The sequence below is a fragment of the Francisella opportunistica genome (assembly GCF_003347135.1).
Lineage (GTDB): Bacteria > Pseudomonadota > Gammaproteobacteria > Francisellales > Francisellaceae > Francisella > Francisella opportunistica.
The window spans coordinates 998393-1015908 of record NZ_CP022377.1 but is presented as its reverse complement, the minus strand read 5'-3'; the positions used below and the strand labels follow the sequence as shown (position 1 = coordinate 1015908).

Genomic DNA, 17516 nt, shown 5'->3' with positions numbered 1-17516 from the left:
AATATTAATCATTGTTGTTAAATTATTAACAATTTTTATTTAGTAACAAGATATTACAATTTTAGCTGAATATGCTAATATGAGATTTAGTATAAAATTTAAAGACAAAGTGTATGCCATACTCAAAGTTTCAAGTATCTCAGGATTTTATTGATCAAGCGCATATTAATTCCGAACTATATGAAAAACTTTATAAACAATCTCTAGAAAATCCAGAGCAGTTCTGGGCTAAACAAGCGAATCGTATATATTGGCATAAACCTTTTACTAAAGTCTATAATAGTAGTTTTGCTCCGGTTGATATCAAGTGGTTTGAGGATGGACAATTAAATGTATGCTATAATTGTGTTGACAGGCACTTACCAGCTAGGGCAAACCAGGTTGCTTTTATATGGCAGGCTGACAATCCAAGAAAATCTAAGAAAATAACCTACAGAGAGCTATATCATCGTGTGTGTGAAATGGCTAACATACTTGAAGCTAATGGAGTTAAAAAAAGTGATGTTGTAACTATCTATATGCCTCTAGTGCCAGAGTCGATATATGCTATGCTAGCATGTGCGCGTATTGGTGCGATCCATTCTGTAGTTTTTGGTGGATTTTCAGCAGAGTCGCTAAAACAGCGTATTGTCAACGCTAAGAGTGATTTTATTATAACGGTTGATGAGTCTGTCAGATCAGGCAAAAGAATAGCTATGAAAGCATCCGTTGATAAAGTTGTTGCTGAAATTGATTTTATCAGAAAGGTCTTAGTTGTGCGTAACACTGGCACAGATAATATTAGCTGGAATGATAATAAGGATATTTGCTATACACAAGAGCTAAAAAAAGGTTCAAATGAGCATCTGCCACAAGCTTTTGCTGCTGAAACACCTTTGTTTATGCTCTATACATCTGGCTCTACAGGTGCTCCTAAAGGCTTAGTGCACTCTTCAGCTGGATATTTGGTTTATGCAAGTATGACACATAAACTTGTTTTTGATTATAAAGATCATGATGTATATTGGTGTACTGCAGATATTGGTTGGATAACAGGGCACACTTATGTTGTTTATGGGCCTCTTGCAAATGGCGCAACATCAGTGATATTTGAGGGTGTACCTACTTATCCAGATGCTTCAAGATTATGGCAGGAAGTTGACCAACATAATGTTAGTATTTTGTATACTGCACCAACTTTGGTAAGATCTTTGCTAAAGGTTGGCGATGAGTTTTTAGCTAATACTCGTAGAAATTCTTTAAGGGTATTAGGCTCAGTTGGTGAGCCAATAAACCCAGAAGCTTGGAATTGGTTTGTTGAGAAAGCTGGTAATAACCAAGCGCCACTTGTAGATACATGGTGGCAAACTGAAACTGGTGGTCATATGATAACCCCGCTACCTGGTGCACATAAACTTAAGCCTGGTTCGGCTTCTAAACCTTTCTTTGGCGTTGAAGTGGCATTGCTTGATACTGATGGCAATGAGATAACAGGAGTTGGTAAAGGTGCTTTATGTATAAAAAGAGCAACACCTGGTATGGCAAGAACAATCTACGGTGATCATGATAGATATCTTCAAACTTATTTTTCTAGTTTTAATGGTTATTATTTTTCAGGTGATGCCGCGCGAAGAGATGAAGATGGTTATATTTGGATTGAAGGGCGTATGGATGACGTTATTAATGTCTCTGGGCATAGGATGGCAACTGCAGAGATTGAAGCAGTGCTAAACACTCATCCAGATGTTGCAGAGAGTGCAGTGGTTGGTATGCCACATGAGATCAAAGGTGAGGCCATATATGTTTACTGTATACTTAAACAAGGTAAAAATGGTACTAAAGAGGCTTTAGATGAAGTTAGAAAAACTTTGGTTAAATACGTCAGACAAGAAATAGGTCCAGTTGCGACTCCAGAGTTTATCCAATTTACTCCAGAGCTACCAAAAACTCGCTCAGGTAAAATCATGCGTAGAATCTTAAGAAAAATAGCTGCAAAAGATTTCGAAAATTTTGGCGATACCTCTACACTATTAAACCCAGATATAGTAGAGTATCTGATAAAAAATAGATAACCATAAAAATCATGAATTCTTCATTAGTAAAAGGCTACACTAAGATAGTTCTAGCTTTGGTGTTTTGGGCAAGTTTATACCATATAGCTCCTTTACCACTTAGATATGTGGATATATATCTGGTTGGCCTGATTCGTTATGCTTTTGCATCTTTGATTTTTATTGTAATTCATTATTTTTTTACAAAGACATTTTTTCCACGCTTGAATCTAAAGCAGTGGGCATATGTTATTGCTGTAGGTTTTTTCGGCGTTTTTTTATATAATATAACATTCCTATGGGCTGAGAAATTAATCTCAGGAAATATTGTAGCTATTATTTATGCTTTTACCCCTTGTCTGATAACGATTTTGTCTAGCTATATTTTTAATCTCAAAGTAAATCAACAAGCCAAGATCGGTATACTTGTAGCATTGCTTGGTACGATTGGCGTGGTTTTATTCTCTAATGGTGCAGCAGAATGTTTAAATGGTATCCAGATTAATTTAGGTGAAGTATTAAGTGTTTTAGCTGTGGTATGCTTTGCAGCTTATGCAATCTTAGGCAAGTGTTGTGTCAGAGAAGGCGTACATATGATTACGATAAACACTTATGGTGCTATAGTCGGTATGACGATGTTTGCTATTGTAAGTTTATTTAAAGCGGATTTTTCGCAGTTAGCGCATACAGATTTTAAATTCTGGGGAAGTATGTTTTATATAGCTACTTTTGCAACTGTAGTAGCATATGTATGGTACTTAGGAGCTCTTGAAGAGATTGGTGTATATAAAACAGCAGTGTTTCAAAATACGTTACCATTTTTAGTTATTTTTATTGGTTTTCTTTTCTATGGTGAAACTATTTCAACTTTATCTTTATTATTTGGTGGGGTAGTATTTTTAGGTGTTTACATCACTAATGCTGCAGTTAATCGCAAGTCTAGCAATTAGTTTTATAGTTTATTACGAAAATCTGCCCTATAAGGTGAATATGTAAAGGCTAAACTGTCACGATTATGGACTTTAACTAGCTTTGAGTGTAGTTCAGAGCTAGTTGATGTTTTTTTATGATATTTATTCCATAAATTATTTTCATAGGCATCTATAGATGAACAAGATGTTAGCATAATAATCAAAGATAAAAAGGTGGTGATTTGTTTAAGCATATTTAGATATCAATAGGTTAGTTTTAAGTTATATTTTTCAAATAATATTTTATCAGATTAAATAGGTAATGATTAGAGATGTTTTATGGTTTTAATTGTTGTAAATACCTCTTATCAAGTAATATTACACAATTATTATATTTAATAGCTTGATAATTTCTACCTTTATAAGTTGAGGCAATATTAGAATATAGTTTATCACCGCTATTTTTTGAAACTTTTAATATCATGATTTTGTACATCATTTAATTTTGTATCATATATTTGCATTTGTGATTTAATATATTGTTTGATTTAATAACTAATAGGACCATAGGGAACGAATGAACAGAAAGTTACGGTTTTATAAAATTTTGTAAAAAGAGTTAATAAATTATTGCTTTGTTTCTATGAAGGTCATCATTCCAGAATGCATGTGATATAGCATATGGCAATGTATAAACCATTTTCCTAATTGATCTGCTTTTAATGCTATTGTTACACTAGACTTAGGTGCGACATATATAGTATCTCTAATAACACCATCTTTTATAGGTTTATCATTTATATCAATCAACTTAAATACATGACCATGAATATGTATAGGGTGAGACATCCCTGTATCATTCTCTATTTTAAATAAATAAGTTTTTCCATACTTTAACTGTATTGGAGATATATTTGGCCAAGTTTGTCCATTGATTTGCCAAATATAATCTTGCATATTCCCAGTTAGTTTCAGATTTATAGTTTTTTCAATTTTAGAGCTATTTATATCATTATTTTTAGCATGTAATTTTCTTAATTGCTCATAATTAAATGCTTTAGAGTTAGAAGTAGCTTGCTTTTCTATAGTTAAGTTTTTATCATCGTTTTTAACATCTGTGGTCAGAATAATCCCTGTTTGCTCTTTTTCTCCTTCAACTTGTCCTATGATAGGAAAAATTCCAGAACTAGGTATTGTAATTTCTATATCCATTCTTTGTGCTATTGCTAGTTGAAAAAGACTACCTTCAAATGGTTTAACATCTTGACCATCTACCGCTAGAACTTTACCTTTTAATTTGCCTAAGTTGATCCAAAAGTTAGTTGCTGAAGAACCATTAATAAATCTTAAACGATATTTTTGCCCAGGAACTACTTTTTTAATTTCTGGATCATCTGTATTCTTATAGTTTGTTAAAAATGCATCATATTCGACATCATTTAAGTCTGGTTTCATTTCCTCACCCATTGTCATAGCCATGTTATGCATATGGTGCATATAATGATTTTTAGTACCATCACTATGTTTAAGATCATTCATTATTTTTTCTGGAGCCTTATAGCTAAAATCTTGAAACATTATTACAATATCATTCTTATTATCATAGTTTCTTGGATAAACTATAAAAGGTGCCTCAAGAAGGTTTTGTTCTTGAAAACCATAGTGAGAATGCATCCAAAATGTCCCGCTATGTTTTAATTTGAAATGATAATTATATGATTTTCCTGGATTAATATTTTTTTGTGTTAGTTCAGTACCATCATCTTTATTTGGTAGTATTAAGCCATGCCAGTGTATAACAGTTGGATCTTTTAATTTATTTTCAACTGTTACATTGAAATCACCTCCTACAGTTCCATAATAACCCCAAGTACCATCAGCTTGTTCAATTGTATTTACAGTTACATTTTTGCCATCAACTTGAATATTTTTATTAGTAACTTGCAACTTTATGTTTTTCTCATTAGTGTTTTTATAATAAAAAAATGTTATAAAAACTAACGTTATTACTAATATTATAAAAAAGATTGCTTTTATTTTTTTCATTTAGTCATTTCTCCAGAATATAAGAAACTTATTTATGCAAATAGCATCCAGACACCCATAATTATCATCATTATATTTTTAGTTAATGATAAAAAACAAGAGGTACTTTACTGTTTCCACCAACACAAGCACATTTTAGCTCACGTTTTTGAATATATACCTCATAATAAACAGAAATAGCTCCTATAGAAAGGGGTTGTTAAAAGCTTATCTAATTTGCGTGTTTAAAGTTTAATTCTTTAATGCTGTATATCTTAGGCCACTATTCTAAAGTTTTTCTTTATGTTTTATTAATATTTCCGATATTTGGATACACGTATCCTAGTTCAAGCACAAATTGAGGGGTTCAAGCACTACAGCATGCTCTTTAATTTCTTAGCAACTTTTTTTTCATAGTTTTAAATCCTTATAAGATTTATATTTCTAATATATAGCTATCTGAATCAATAAATTCATCAATTTTATTTTTTTCTGTAGTTGTTATAAAAACTTGTGATTTAAGTTGTTTAAGATAATTAAATAATGTTTGTGTATGAGTATTATCAAGTTCAGAAGTTATATCATCTATCAGATAAATACATTTATTATCATTTTCAGAGTTATGAATTTCTCCTTGTGCTAATTTTAGTGCACAAATAAGTAATTTTTGTTGTCCACGCGAGAAAATATCTTGGATAGGTTTGTTATTAATAGTTAGAACTATATCGGCTTTATGTGGGCCATGATTAGTGACTTTATATCTATTATCATAGTTAAAAGATTCTTCTAGCACTTGAGATAGATCTTTATGTAAATTCCAGCCTCGAAAATATTCTATATCTAGCTCTAGCTCGGGATTAAACTCAGCTAGAATTTCATAGACTTTTGGTTTGAGTTTTGCAAAATATGTTTGTCTTTTGTAATCAAGTATTTCAGCAAACTCACAAAGTTTTTTGTCTATACTGAGTATATAGTTATAAGGGTAGTTCTGTTTTAAAGCAGAGTTTCTTTGTTTTATGAGAAATTTAGTTTGTTGCCATATTTTTAAGAAGTTTTTATCAAGGTAAAAAGCTCCCCAGTCGAGCACTTTGCATCTTTGTTGTGCTCCAGAGTTGATGATGTTGAAGCTCTCAGGGTTTATTAGTTGTATAGGGAGATTACGCGTTATTTCAGTATGATTTTTCTGTATTTCAGAATTAAATTTAGAGATATTATTAGTATTTTTTTTGCGTGACAGCGATATAGTTATCTCATTAGGATTATAAGCTTTAGTATAGATTATAAATTCATCAGCATTCTGATTAACAATCCTGTTTAACTGCGAGCTACGAAATGAGCGACTATGTGATAAAAAATATATTGATTCAAGAATCGACGTTTTACCTGAGCCATTTTTACCAACTATAAAATTTAAACTATTTTTAAACTCAAAGCTTTTAAAAGGTATATTTCTAAAATTTTGTAAGCGTAAGTTAGATATATACATTTTCTAGATAAATTCTAAGCTGGTAGTGTAAATTTGTTGTTTTAGTATATCAGGATTTGTTTGATAAATATTGCTTATTAGCTCAAAAATCTTAGGGATATTTTCTGGAGTATTAATATTATCACTACTATTGTAAAGCTGCATATCTGGTGAGTCTGTTTCTAAAACAATATTTTGCGGCTTTATTTTTTGTAGAGTCTGTTTAAGTTTTGTTTGGGGATGAGAGATTATTCCACCAATTCCTAATTTAAAACCAAGATCTATATATTTTTGTGCAATATCATAATTTGCATTAAAAGCGTGGATAATTCCACCATTTTGAAATTTTAAGTCTTTAATAATTTTTATTATCTCATTATGCGATTTTACAGCATGAATAATTACTTGTTTATCAAGGTTTTTAGCTATTGTTATTTGTGCTGAGAAAAATTCTAACTGTTTGTCAAAATTTTTAAGTCTTTTATCTAGACCAATTTCGCCAATAAGTTTTGTCGGGTAATCTAGGCTATATGATTCTAAATCTTTTAAGTTAGTATGAGTATGTTTATCAATAAACACAGGATGTAAACCAAAACATACGGTAATTTTGCTAAACTGTCTATTAATCTCTATTAGCTTGTTCCAATTACTTCTTTGGGTAGCAGGATTTATAAAGTAGTTAACACCTAATTTATTACAGTTTTGCAGTATTTTTTGACGAGTTTTATCAAAAATATCAAAGTCTAAGTGACAATGTGTATCAATAAACATCGAAGTCTAGTTAAATTCTTTAGGTTATTAAGTTATAATACACCAAACTATTTAGACATTAAAAATAAACATCTATTTATAAGGTTTGTAAATGAGTAAAGTTACAAAAGATTTTTTATTTGAGTTAGGTACAGAAGAGCTACCACCAAAAGCATTAAGAAATTTAGCACAGTCTTTATTAACTAGTGTAGAAAGTCAGCTAAATGAGGCAAAAGTTAGTTTTGGTAAAACTAAATGGTTTGCCTCACCAAGAAGATTATCGTTTATAATCAAAGGCTTAGCTGCAGCTCAAGCAGATATAGTAGTAGAAAAACAAGGTCCTTTAGTAAGTATCGCTTATAAAGATGGTGAGCCTACGCAGGTAGGGTTAGGTTTTGCAAAATCTTGTGGTGTCGAGCTTGAGGCATTAGATAGGGTAGCTACGCCAAAAGGTGATAAGCTTTTTTATAAAATGATACAATCTGGTCAACCAACGGTTAATTTATTGCAAGAAATTATCATCAAAGCACTTAAGCAATTACCAATTCCAAAGATGATGCGTTGGGGAGCTTCAAATGTTGAATTTGTAAGGCCTGTGCATTGGGCGCTAGCACTATATGGTAATGATATTGTTGATATCGAAATTTTAGGGCATAAAGCTGCTAATATTACTTATGGACATAGATTCCATCATCCACAAGCTATAGTAGTTGATAATATTGCTGATTATGTGAAATTATTAGCAGAAGCAAAGGTTTTTGTAGATTGGCATCAGCGCAAGCATATATTAGTTGAGCAAGCTAAAGATATTGCCAAAAAAAATAATTATCAGGTAGTTTTAGATGATGATTTAGTCGAAGAAGTTTGTGCTATAGTTGAGTATCCAAATGCAATACTATGTAGTTTTAATAAAGATTTTCTAAGAGTTCCTCAAGAGGCGTTAATATCAGCTATGGAAGAGCATCAAAAGTGTTTTGCTCTTTTAGATAAACAGGGTGATTTAGTCGCTAATTTTATTACAATTTCAAATATCGAAAGCAAAAAGCCGGAGTTAGTAACATCAGGTAACCAAAAAGTTATGAATGCTAGGCTAGCAGATGCTACATTTTTCTATGATACTGATTTGAAGACTCCTTTAGAACAGCTATTACCTAAACTTGAATATGTAACATTTCAGAGTAAACTTGGTAATATGTATCAAAAAGCTCAAAGAATAGCTAATACAGCGCAAAAGTTAGCTAAGGCGAGTAATGTTGATTCACAACAAGCATATAGAGCTGGGCTTTTAGCAAAGGCTGACCTAATTTCAAATATGGTGTTTGAATTTACGGATTTACAAGGAATTATTGGTAAATACTACGCAAAAGCTCATGGTGAAACAGATACAGTAGCAGAGGCAATAGAGCAACAATATTGGCCAAAGTATTCTGGAGCAGAGTTGCCAAAAACTGATGTTGCTGCATGTGTTGCTCTAGCTGAGAAATTAGATACTTTAGTTGGTATATTTGCAATTGGTCAGAAACCAACAGGTAATAAAGATCCATTTGCGCTAAGAAGATCAGCAATAGGTATCTTGCGTATATTAAGAGATACAAGTGTTGATATATCTCTAGAAAAGGTTATTGATATAACTCTAGAAAGTTATAAAAAAATTAATAATTTAGAGTTTAAAGCTGATGTAAAGATAGAACTAATATCTTTCTGCCTAGATAGACTAAAAAATCTCTATAAAGAAGAGGGTGTCGCTGTAGATATTTTTGAAGCTATTAGTAATACTAATTATGATTCAATTAAGGATTTTGCGGCGAGAGTCCAAGCTGTAGCTAAGTTCTATAATTCAGATAAAGCTCAGAGTCTAATAGCTTCAAATAAGCGTGTAACTAATATTCTTAGTAAGAATGCTATAGATAAAGCTTACTGTTATGATATTGAACTTGCTAAAGCAGTGGGTAATGAATATGAGCTAGCACTTGCTTATAGTGTTGAAGAAATTACTCCTGATCTTGAGAAGTATCTCAATAATCGAGAATATACTTATGCTTTAGAGTTATTAACTTGTCTTAACAAAGTAATTAGTGAGTTTTTTGAAAATGTAATGGTAATTGATGAAGATATCAAGATAAGAGAAAATAGGATTGCTTTGCTTGCTAATCTACATATGATGATTACAGATGTTGCTGATATTTCTAAATTATAGTTTTATTGGTAAATCATTAATAAATTGTTTAAAATTAACTAAGGTTATAGTTTCTGGATATTTTTTAATAAAGGAAAATAAATAAATGAATAAAAAAGATGAATATATAGAAATAAATGTGATGAGTTTCTTCATTTTTTTGTATAAAAACCTGAGAACATTAATTTTATCTTTTATCTTGTTAACGATTTTAGCTACGGTTTTTTTGTATCATCAAAGCACCACTAGTAAAGGAGTTGTATTAAAGCAGATGATACAGGCCCCCTCATATTTTGATGGTAGTCAAACTCTTCATGTAATAATAGGCTATGATAAATTAAATCTAATTTTGCAAAATATTCTTAGTGAGCTTAAACAAGCTAATCCAAAAGATAAATTATTACAGAATGTAACTCTACTTTATCCATTTGACAAGTATGAAATTGGTGATCAAAAGCAATTTGTAACGGCAAATGGTCAAAATAGTGTCGAAACAAAAGCAGTTGTTAAAAATGCCAATTATAAATTAAAGAAAAATTATGATGATCAAAAAACATACTTTACCTTACTAACTCAATCAAAAAAAGCTGATAATAAAGATATAACGCAATTATACCAGGATATAATTAAGAATTTTTCTGAATCAACTCTTATAACACAAGAGACACAACTTTGGAAAAAAAGTATCGAAACAAATATACAACAATCCTCTGAAAAGCTAGTTGAATATAATAGATTACTAAAGCAAGATGAAATAACTTTAAAAGATCTTATGGCTAAAAAGTCTAATGATAATGTTGTAAATAGCCAGACTCAAGCAATGATAATAAAGTATATAACTATGGTGAATGACTTAAAGATGCAAGTGTTCTCGTTAAAACAATCTATAGACACTAATAAGCTATGGCTTAGTACAGCGAATCTGAAAATAACAGATTTTGGTGGTGTCGTGGCAGAGCCAATGATATCAGGAGTGTCCTATAAGTTACTTTTAGCTGTTTTACTGTTGATTGTGTTTGGCTCATTATTTATAACAATGATTATAGGTTTATTAAAAAAAGTTGCGATTGAAGCAAAAAAGCAATCTTAAGTAAATTCTATAATTATAATATTGGTAGCCCTAGATAACTCTATTTCAAATGGTCTTAAATATTATCGACAAAGTGTTTATAATGAATACAGTTATAAAGTTATAAAGATCTTGATTCTTTAGTAATAAACTCATATAATATGAACCCTACAACAAAGGAAGCATAAAATATGAGTACCGGTAGTAAACCCTTAAAAAAAAAATGGTATCTGCCAATTCTAACTATTTTGAAAAACGACTCAACATACGAGATAGAAGGCAAGAACTTCAGTCCGAGCTTCGAAAGGACTTTTGGTGGGTACGAACCACCATCCGGGCCTTCTTAAATTAGCATTTTGTGTCTGTATTCAAACAAAGTATTTAGAGACAAATTTGTAGTAACTGTTGAAGTGTTTTATTTGTTTGGTAATAGATTATATAATTTGTATTTCTAAATCAGTATCCGTATTAGATTTATTTATTTTTATAGTCTACTAGGCATAAAAGTAGTACATTCTGTCGTCCTGAACTCGTTTCAGGGTCTCAATAAAATCAATATTTATAGTGAGATGCTGAAATAAATTCAGCATGACATTTTTGGGGCTGTTGAAAGCTTACCCAATTTGTGTGTTTAAAGCTTAATTCTTTAATGCTGTGCATCTTAGGCCACTATTCTAAAGTTTTTCTTTATGTTTTATTAATATTTCTGATATTTGGATACACTTATCCTAGTTCAAGCACAAATTGAGTGGGTCAAGCACTACAAGTCGCTTAAGATTGAAGCAAATAGATTTCATCAGTTCAGCAAAGTGATTTTTTGAAACTCCTCTATATCTAACACGTTTATCCTGATGAGCAAACACTCTTTCATAAGGTGAACGTATAGCACTAAACCAACTGTCTTGATCATGATTTTTACCAAGCATATTATTCTTCTTTATGGCTTTAAGGTCACAACAGTTATCCCTGGCAGTTTTGTTAGCATATTTTGTACAGTATCCCTTATCAGCATAAATCGCACCACCATCAGGGCAAACATATTTTATACCCTTTGCATCTGTAACGTTGGCAGGTGTCACAGCTACTTTATTAATCAGTCCACTCTGCATATCTACACTAGTATGTTTCTTATAACCATACCAAAATTTATCTTTACCTTTACAGCCTATACGTGCTTGCTTATCTATAGCTACTTTAGGAAGTATTTCATTATTTAACTTTTCATATTTCTCTTTGATAGCTTTATCTCTTTCTTTCCAAAGATTAGCTTTAGCTATTAAGTGACTAGCATCAACAAAACTAAAGACTTCATTGATAAATCCTTGTTGTTTTAATTGCTTTCTTAAATCATTAAAAATTTCCGATATAAAACGAGTACCTATATTCTTTCTAAATTTACAAAATACACTATGATCGGGAGTTTTTTCTAATAATGTAAATTCACAAAACCATTTTGCTGCGTTATTTTCTTGCAGATATTTCTCTAATTCTCTATCGCTAAGATCTTCCATAAATTGTAATAGCAAACATTTAAATAAACGTAGCATTCCATAACCTTTATAAGGGTTATCTTTTTCAAACTTCTTTAATTTCTTAGCAACATTTTTAAAATCCCAAATCGATACAAACTTACGATATATATGATTTCTCGGTACTAAGTCATTAAGACTTATCATCTCTAGTTGATTCATCAGATAAGCATATGAAAATTAATATAACTATATTTTAACAAATATTATTCTATATATAGCTAGTTTTCAACACGCCCTTTTTATATGTAGTTAGCTGTAATTTTGTCTTTTATATTTACTACACGCTAAGAGAGATTTTGCTACCTAGGAATTCAAAAGTTTTAGCATTAGGATTAAATATTTTTGTACTTTAAATATATTAAGATTCTCTTAATGGTTATAGGTAGTAATAATATCTTCTACTATATTGATTAACTTTTCAATTTGAAAACCAAATTTATTAGCAGGTCTGATAATCTTGTATAAAGATATATTTTTAGCAAGTTGGCTATTTAGTTTAAAAAATTGTTGTTGATATCCCATTCTTTTGACATAAAATTTACGATAGGTATGTTTTTGCAGCTCGCTTAGTTTTGCTATACTTTTTATTTCTTGTATTTCAAAATTATTATGTTGATGATTTTCGAGTAAAAATATTGCTGTAATAGGTTTAGGATTTAGACAGATATTTTCTTCAATAGGGTATGAATATTTATCTACAAGCAACCTTATTTGATTAAGGTCTCTTGTATTAATATTTAGCTGATTTGCAGTATCCTGCCAGATTTTAAGTCTTGGTATTCCAGGTTCTACTTCGAGTTTATTATTTATAACTGCTAGATCATCAGCTATAAAAGAATATCCTTTTTTATACATAGCTGTTGCTAGTGTAGATTTACCAGCTCCTGAGTCGCCTGTGAAAACTACACAACCATTATTGGTTTCAATAGTATTACCATGAATTATGGCTTTGCCTTGTTGATGAATCAAAGCACCAATTCCTGAGCCAAATAGATATAGGCATATAGTTTGTAAATCTGCATTTGCGAGTAATTCAACTGTAATGTATTTACCATCATGTATATGTATCCAAGCATTTTCTTTTATATGTAGCCAGATATTATTTGGTTTAACAAAAGTATGTTTATTTAAATCCTTAATATCATTGGGTAAGTATTTTCTTACTTCATCAAATTTTATGAAAACATTTGCTTGATTTTCAAGTTCTGGCTTTTCTTGGCATACTGGTAATTGTATTTCACTAGCTATTATTAGTCCAAAAATTTTATAAATATGCATATTTGTAATTTTACCTTTAAAGATTTTCTAACCATATCTTTGCAATATGATCTTTTTGATTATAATTAAAAGCTCGATATAGTATTTCTATATCCCAATTATAATTTGCTTCTATAATCACTACCTCATTTGGTGATATGATGATATCAAAAGCTATTGCTCGCATACTTAACTGTTTATGTGCTTTGATACATTTATTTATGGCAAATTTTATTTTTTCTTTGAGAGGTTTTGGTATTTGTATATTTTCAAATTTTGCTTTACTTTTGAATGGGGCTGTTGAAAGCTTACCCAATTTGTGTGTTTAAAGCTTAATTCTTTAACGCTGTGCATCTTAGGCCACTATTCTAAAGTTTTTCTTTATGTTTTATTAATATTTCTGATATTTGGATACACTTATCCTAGTTCAAGCACAAATTGAGTGGGTCAAGCACTACAAGTCGCTTAAGATTGAAGCAAATAGATTTCATCAGTTCAGCAAAGTGATTTTTTGAAACTCCTCTATATCTAACACGTTTATCCTGATGAGCAAACACTCTTTCATAAGGTGAACGTATAGCACTAAACCAACTGTCTTGATCATGATTTTTACCAAGCATATTATTCTTCTTTATGGCTTTAAGGTCACAACAGTTATCCCTGGCAGTTTTGTTAGCATATTTTGTACAGTATCCCTTATCAGCATAAATCGCACCACCATCAGGGCAAACATATTTTATACCCTTTGCATCTGTAACGTTGGCAGGTGTCACAGCTACTTTATTAATCAGTCCACTCTGCATATCTACACTAGTATGTTTCTTATAACCATACCAAAATTTATCTTTACCTTTACAGCCTATACGTGCTTGCTTATCTATAGCTACTTTAGGAAGTATTTCATTATTTAACTTTTCATATTTCTCTTTGATAGCTTTATCTCTTTCTTTCCAAAGATTAGCTTTAGCTATTAAGTGACTAGCATCAACAAAACTAAAGACTTCATTGATAAATCCTTGTTGTTTTAATTGCTTTCTTAAATCATTAAAAATTTCCGATATAAAACGAGTACCTATATTCTTTCTAAATTTACAAAATACACTATGATCGGGAGTTTTTTCTAATAATGTAAATTCACAAAACCATTTTGCTGCGTTATTTTCTTGTAGATATTTCTCTAATTCTCTATCGCTAAGATCTTCCATAAATTGTAATAGCAAACATTTAAATAAACGTAGCATTCCATAACCTTTATAAGGGTTATCTTTTTCAAACTTTTTTAATTTCTTAGCAACATTTTTAAAATTCCAAATCGATACAAACTTACGATATATATGATTTCTCGGTACTAAGTCATTAAGACTTATCATCTCTAGTTGATTCATCAGATAAGCATATGAAAATTAATATAACTATATTTTAACAAATATTATTCTATATATGGCTAGTTTTCAACACGCCCTGAATTCAGGGATATTAGTTAAATCGATGTCTAGAGTATTTATATTTAGCGGTAATATATTATAAAATTGTTGTTTGTTATTATTTTCTAATATAGGTATTTCTAATTGAGCATATATGGCTTGTGGTGCTAGTTTACTTGTTTCTATCGAAGCTGTGATTATACGCATAGTTGTAGTGTCAGTAGGGTGTTGTGACAAGTTTTTGATATAATCAGCATCTTCGAAAAATGTTTCAACTAGTATTTCTTGGTTTTTTGTGTAGTAGTTTTCTAGAAATTTTAATATTGCAGATCTACCAGTTACGATTTTTTTATCGACAAGAGTTATAAGTTCATACTCTGAATTATTGTAGTTAATACATAGTGCTCCAGTTGAGCGATTTGCTATATTAGGTTTACAAAAAACTTTTTGATTTTTAAATATTATCTCAGGATGCGCTAGTATTTCAGTAATGCTAGTTTTATGACTATAGTTTATTTGTATATTGTGTTTTTCAAGGAATTGTAAAAAAGCATATTTATCAGATATTAGCTTTGCATATTTTATTGAATTATCAATATTTCTATCGCTATATATATGTAGAGGAGTATTTTCTTTAGCGTAGAAAAATTCGAATGGATTATATTTATATAATTTATACTTAAAGTAGTATTGAGGTGCTATAAAATTTACTAAGCTTAACTTAAGTAGAGTAAAGAATAGAAAAAAGCGATTTTTGATAGCTGCTTCATTTAACCGTTCTGTTGTTGTATTTTTAGCAATTTTATAACAACTAATCCAAGCAAAATAGCCAACCCATCTAAAGGTAGCTAGTATATTGATAACAGCTAAATGTAGCCGTGAGAAACTTTTTAAAAATATAGCTCGATGTGTTTTTATATAGTTATCTTTCGGTTTTATAAGATATTTATAGCTAATAATAAAACTAGGTTGTCTCGTAGCTATAATCCGAGAAATTATATTTCTTATTTTCTTCTGTATCATTTTATTGTCAAATTAAAGTGTTTTAGCCATCGGTTTATATTATTAATAGCAGCAATATTTTTATTTATAACTATACTAATATTCTTATCAGTTTGGATTGAATCATTATAATTACTTATTTGAGTTTTTAGTTTGTCTATATCAACTAATTCGCTTAATTGCGGATAAAGGTTTGTATCTAGTTCTAATTTAGACTTAATGCTTGTTTTGGTTGAAAAAGGTTCGCCCATATATTTACTCTTTTTCCAAATGATTTTCTTAGGAACGATTTTTTCTACTGCTTTTCTATGTAGATATCTGCCGTAACCATTGTGAAATTTTAGAGTATTTGGCATTGATAAGAAACTTTGAATCAATCTAACGTCGAGTAATGGCCAAAAATAATCAATACCATAGGTAGCAGCCATAAGAGAGCAATTATCCATACGCGTAGGCACAAAGCTTACCCATCTTTTCTCTAGTGTAAATTTATCTAAGTTAGTATAGCCATTATCAAAATTACCTACTTCAAAATATCTATCTTTGAGATGATGTTTTTTGACAAACTCATCCTTAACACAAAAATATGGCCAGCGTGATTTAAAAGCATTAAGCATTTTAAAGCTTTTTTTTCCACGTTTAATATTATTTTTTACTAAAAAGCGTAATATTCTTAGAGGTTTAGTAATTATGTTACCACCAAAATGTTTGCATATTCCTCTGTAATCTTTATTGGCTAATAACTCAAAAGCAACTAAGTCCCCGTGGATAGATGTGACAAATTCATCACCACCAAACCCAGAGAATAAACTTTTGACACCATTCTCGGAAGCATTTTTATAAAATATTTCATGGAATGTAGCATTTCCATGCTCAACGGGAGCTCCTAAAATATCTAAAGGATTTTTGCAACTGTTTTCATCATAGCTATTTCCAGAGCAAATGAAAGCATTTGGTAAACCATAAACTTGATTTACAAGCAAAGCATATTCTGGTTCCTGATCTAGATGAGTAAATCCGTATGTATAAAGATTACTTATAGGTTGATCAAAATATTTAGCAATATATGCAGTAACTGTTGAAGAATCTATACCGCCACTTATTTCACTACCAATAGGGTGTTTGCTATTAATAAATCTCTCAGTGATTGCTTTTTTGACTTTCTTTTCATATTCTTCAAAATATTGACTATCATCATTTAAAAAATTTTTTTCTATAGAAAATTCAAAGTATTTTTGTTTTTGATAACTATCACTAGAAATTTCTAAAAAATGAGCTGGAGGAATTTTAAAAATCTCGTTATAAGCAGTTTTTTTGAAATCCATATTTGTACCACCAGCTAGAAATCTACATATCCATTCTTGACTTGCTGAGACATTTATTATATCTAGTATGTTGAAGAGAACTTGAGAAGTAGAAAAAACAAAAATTTTTTCGTCTAAATAATAGTAAAATGGTCTAGTTCCCATATGGTCTCTAACACATAGAGCTTGATTATTAAAAGTATCAAAAACCACAAAAGAGTAATCGCCATGTAGATATTTTGTAAGTGAACTTCCATATTCCTCGTATAATCCTGCGATAAGTTCTTCGTCAGAGACTTTATTAGAATGTAATTTTAGCTGTGACAAAATTTCACCTTGATTATATAGCTTTATCCAACCTACAATAATAATATTTTTTTGTATATAAATACTTTTATTTGAATTTTTTTCTAATGCTTGAGCAAACCAGTAGTTATTATCATATATTGTTTTAATTATTTTTCTTTGAGGATCTATATTTAGTTTTTGGTTTGATCCATCAATTATTTGCTGTGGAATTTTCTCTAAATTACTATCTTTTCTGAAAAAAATGCCGTGAAACACGATTAAT

The 17516-nt window shown here is 30.3% G+C and carries 14 protein-coding genes and 2 pseudogenes; 4 read left to right on the top strand and 12 right to left on the bottom strand.

The features are described 5' to 3' along the window. Positions 1-113: 113 nt before the first annotated feature. Complete coding sequence (gene acs / locus CGC45_RS05030) at positions 114-2051, top strand: acetate--CoA ligase (RefSeq protein ID WP_071629252.1); 1938 nt, start codon at positions 114-116, stop codon at positions 2049-2051. Between the two features lie 11 nt (positions 2052-2062). After that, complete coding sequence (locus CGC45_RS05025) at positions 2063-2980, top strand: DMT family transporter (RefSeq protein ID WP_071629251.1); 918 nt, start codon at positions 2063-2065, stop codon at positions 2978-2980. Between the two features lie 2 nt (positions 2981-2982). Here CGC45_RS05025 and CGC45_RS05020 read toward each other — a convergent pair whose 3' ends face one another. From CGC45_RS05020 to CGC45_RS04995, 6 genes and pseudogenes are all read right to left on the bottom strand, one after another. After that, a complete protein-coding gene (locus CGC45_RS05020) occupies positions 2983-3195 on the bottom strand; it encodes a hypothetical protein (RefSeq protein WP_071629250.1) in 213 nt (70 codons plus the stop codon). 83 nt (positions 3196-3278) lie between these two features. Then, positions 3279-3489: pseudogene (locus CGC45_RS05015) on the bottom strand (lysozyme inhibitor LprI family protein); the annotation flags it as partial. A 79-nt stretch (positions 3490-3568) separates the two neighbouring features. Continuing rightward, on the bottom strand, positions 3569-4987 hold the full coding sequence (locus tag CGC45_RS05010) for a multicopper oxidase family protein (RefSeq protein ID WP_071629249.1): 1419 nt from the start codon (positions 4985-4987) through the stop codon (positions 3569-3571). Between the two features lie 32 nt (positions 4988-5019). Continuing rightward, a pseudogene (locus CGC45_RS05005) lies at positions 5020-5174 on the bottom strand (glutaredoxin); the annotation flags it as partial. Positions 5175-5402: 228 nt separating this feature from the next. Beyond that, the gene (gene recF, locus CGC45_RS05000; RefSeq protein WP_071629248.1) at positions 5403-6452 is read right to left on the bottom strand and encodes a DNA replication/repair protein RecF; all 1050 of its coding nucleotides are present in this window, start codon (positions 6450-6452) and stop codon (positions 5403-5405) included. 3 nt (positions 6453-6455) lie between these two features. After that, positions 6456-7202 (bottom strand): TatD family hydrolase, encoded by a 747-nt coding sequence (locus CGC45_RS04995; protein ID WP_071629247.1) that lies wholly within the window; start codon positions 7200-7202, stop codon positions 6456-6458. A gap of 91 nt (positions 7203-7293) precedes the next feature. Between CGC45_RS04995 and glyS the strand changes: the two genes are divergently transcribed. Further along, complete coding sequence (gene glyS / locus CGC45_RS04990) at positions 7294-9378, top strand: glycine--tRNA ligase subunit beta (protein ID WP_071629246.1); 2085 nt, start codon at positions 7294-7296, stop codon at positions 9376-9378. A gap of 85 nt (positions 9379-9463) precedes the next feature. Further along, positions 9464-10447 carry a hypothetical protein gene (locus CGC45_RS09455; protein ID WP_071629245.1) on the top strand — a complete coding sequence of 328 codons (984 nt, stop codon included), beginning with the start codon at positions 9464-9466 and terminating at the stop codon, positions 10445-10447. 707 nt (positions 10448-11154) lie between these two features. On the opposite strand, the gene CGC45_RS04980 is transcribed toward CGC45_RS09455, so the two are convergent. The 6 genes from CGC45_RS04980 to CGC45_RS04955 form a co-directional block, all read right to left on the bottom strand. Next, positions 11155-12117, bottom strand: a complete 963-nt coding sequence (locus tag CGC45_RS04980; RefSeq protein WP_114702078.1) for a transposase — start codon at positions 12115-12117, stop codon at positions 11155-11157. Positions 12118-12327: 210 nt separating this feature from the next. Then, a complete protein-coding gene (locus CGC45_RS04975; protein ID WP_114702077.1) occupies positions 12328-13236 on the bottom strand; it encodes a phosphoenolpyruvate carboxykinase (ATP) in 909 nt (302 codons plus the stop codon). A 16-nt stretch (positions 13237-13252) separates the two neighbouring features. Continuing rightward, complete coding sequence (locus CGC45_RS04970) at positions 13253-13531, bottom strand: hypothetical protein (RefSeq protein WP_257211275.1); 279 nt, start codon at positions 13529-13531, stop codon at positions 13253-13255. Positions 13532-13637: 106 nt separating this feature from the next. Next, positions 13638-14600, bottom strand: coding sequence for a transposase (locus CGC45_RS04965; protein WP_071628504.1), 963 nt, complete (start codon positions 14598-14600; stop codon positions 13638-13640). A gap of 66 nt (positions 14601-14666) precedes the next feature. Continuing rightward, positions 14667-15662: a hypothetical protein gene (locus CGC45_RS04960; protein WP_257211274.1), complete on the bottom strand. Its 996-nt coding sequence runs from the start codon at positions 15660-15662 to the stop codon at positions 14667-14669. Then, positions 15659-17509 carry an asparagine synthase-related protein gene (locus CGC45_RS04955; protein ID WP_114702076.1) on the bottom strand — a complete coding sequence of 617 codons (1851 nt, stop codon included), beginning with the start codon at positions 17507-17509 and terminating at the stop codon, positions 15659-15661. Before CGC45_RS04955 ends, CGC45_RS04960 begins: the two co-directional genes overlap by 4 nt. Between the last annotated feature and the right edge of the window lie 7 nt (positions 17510-17516).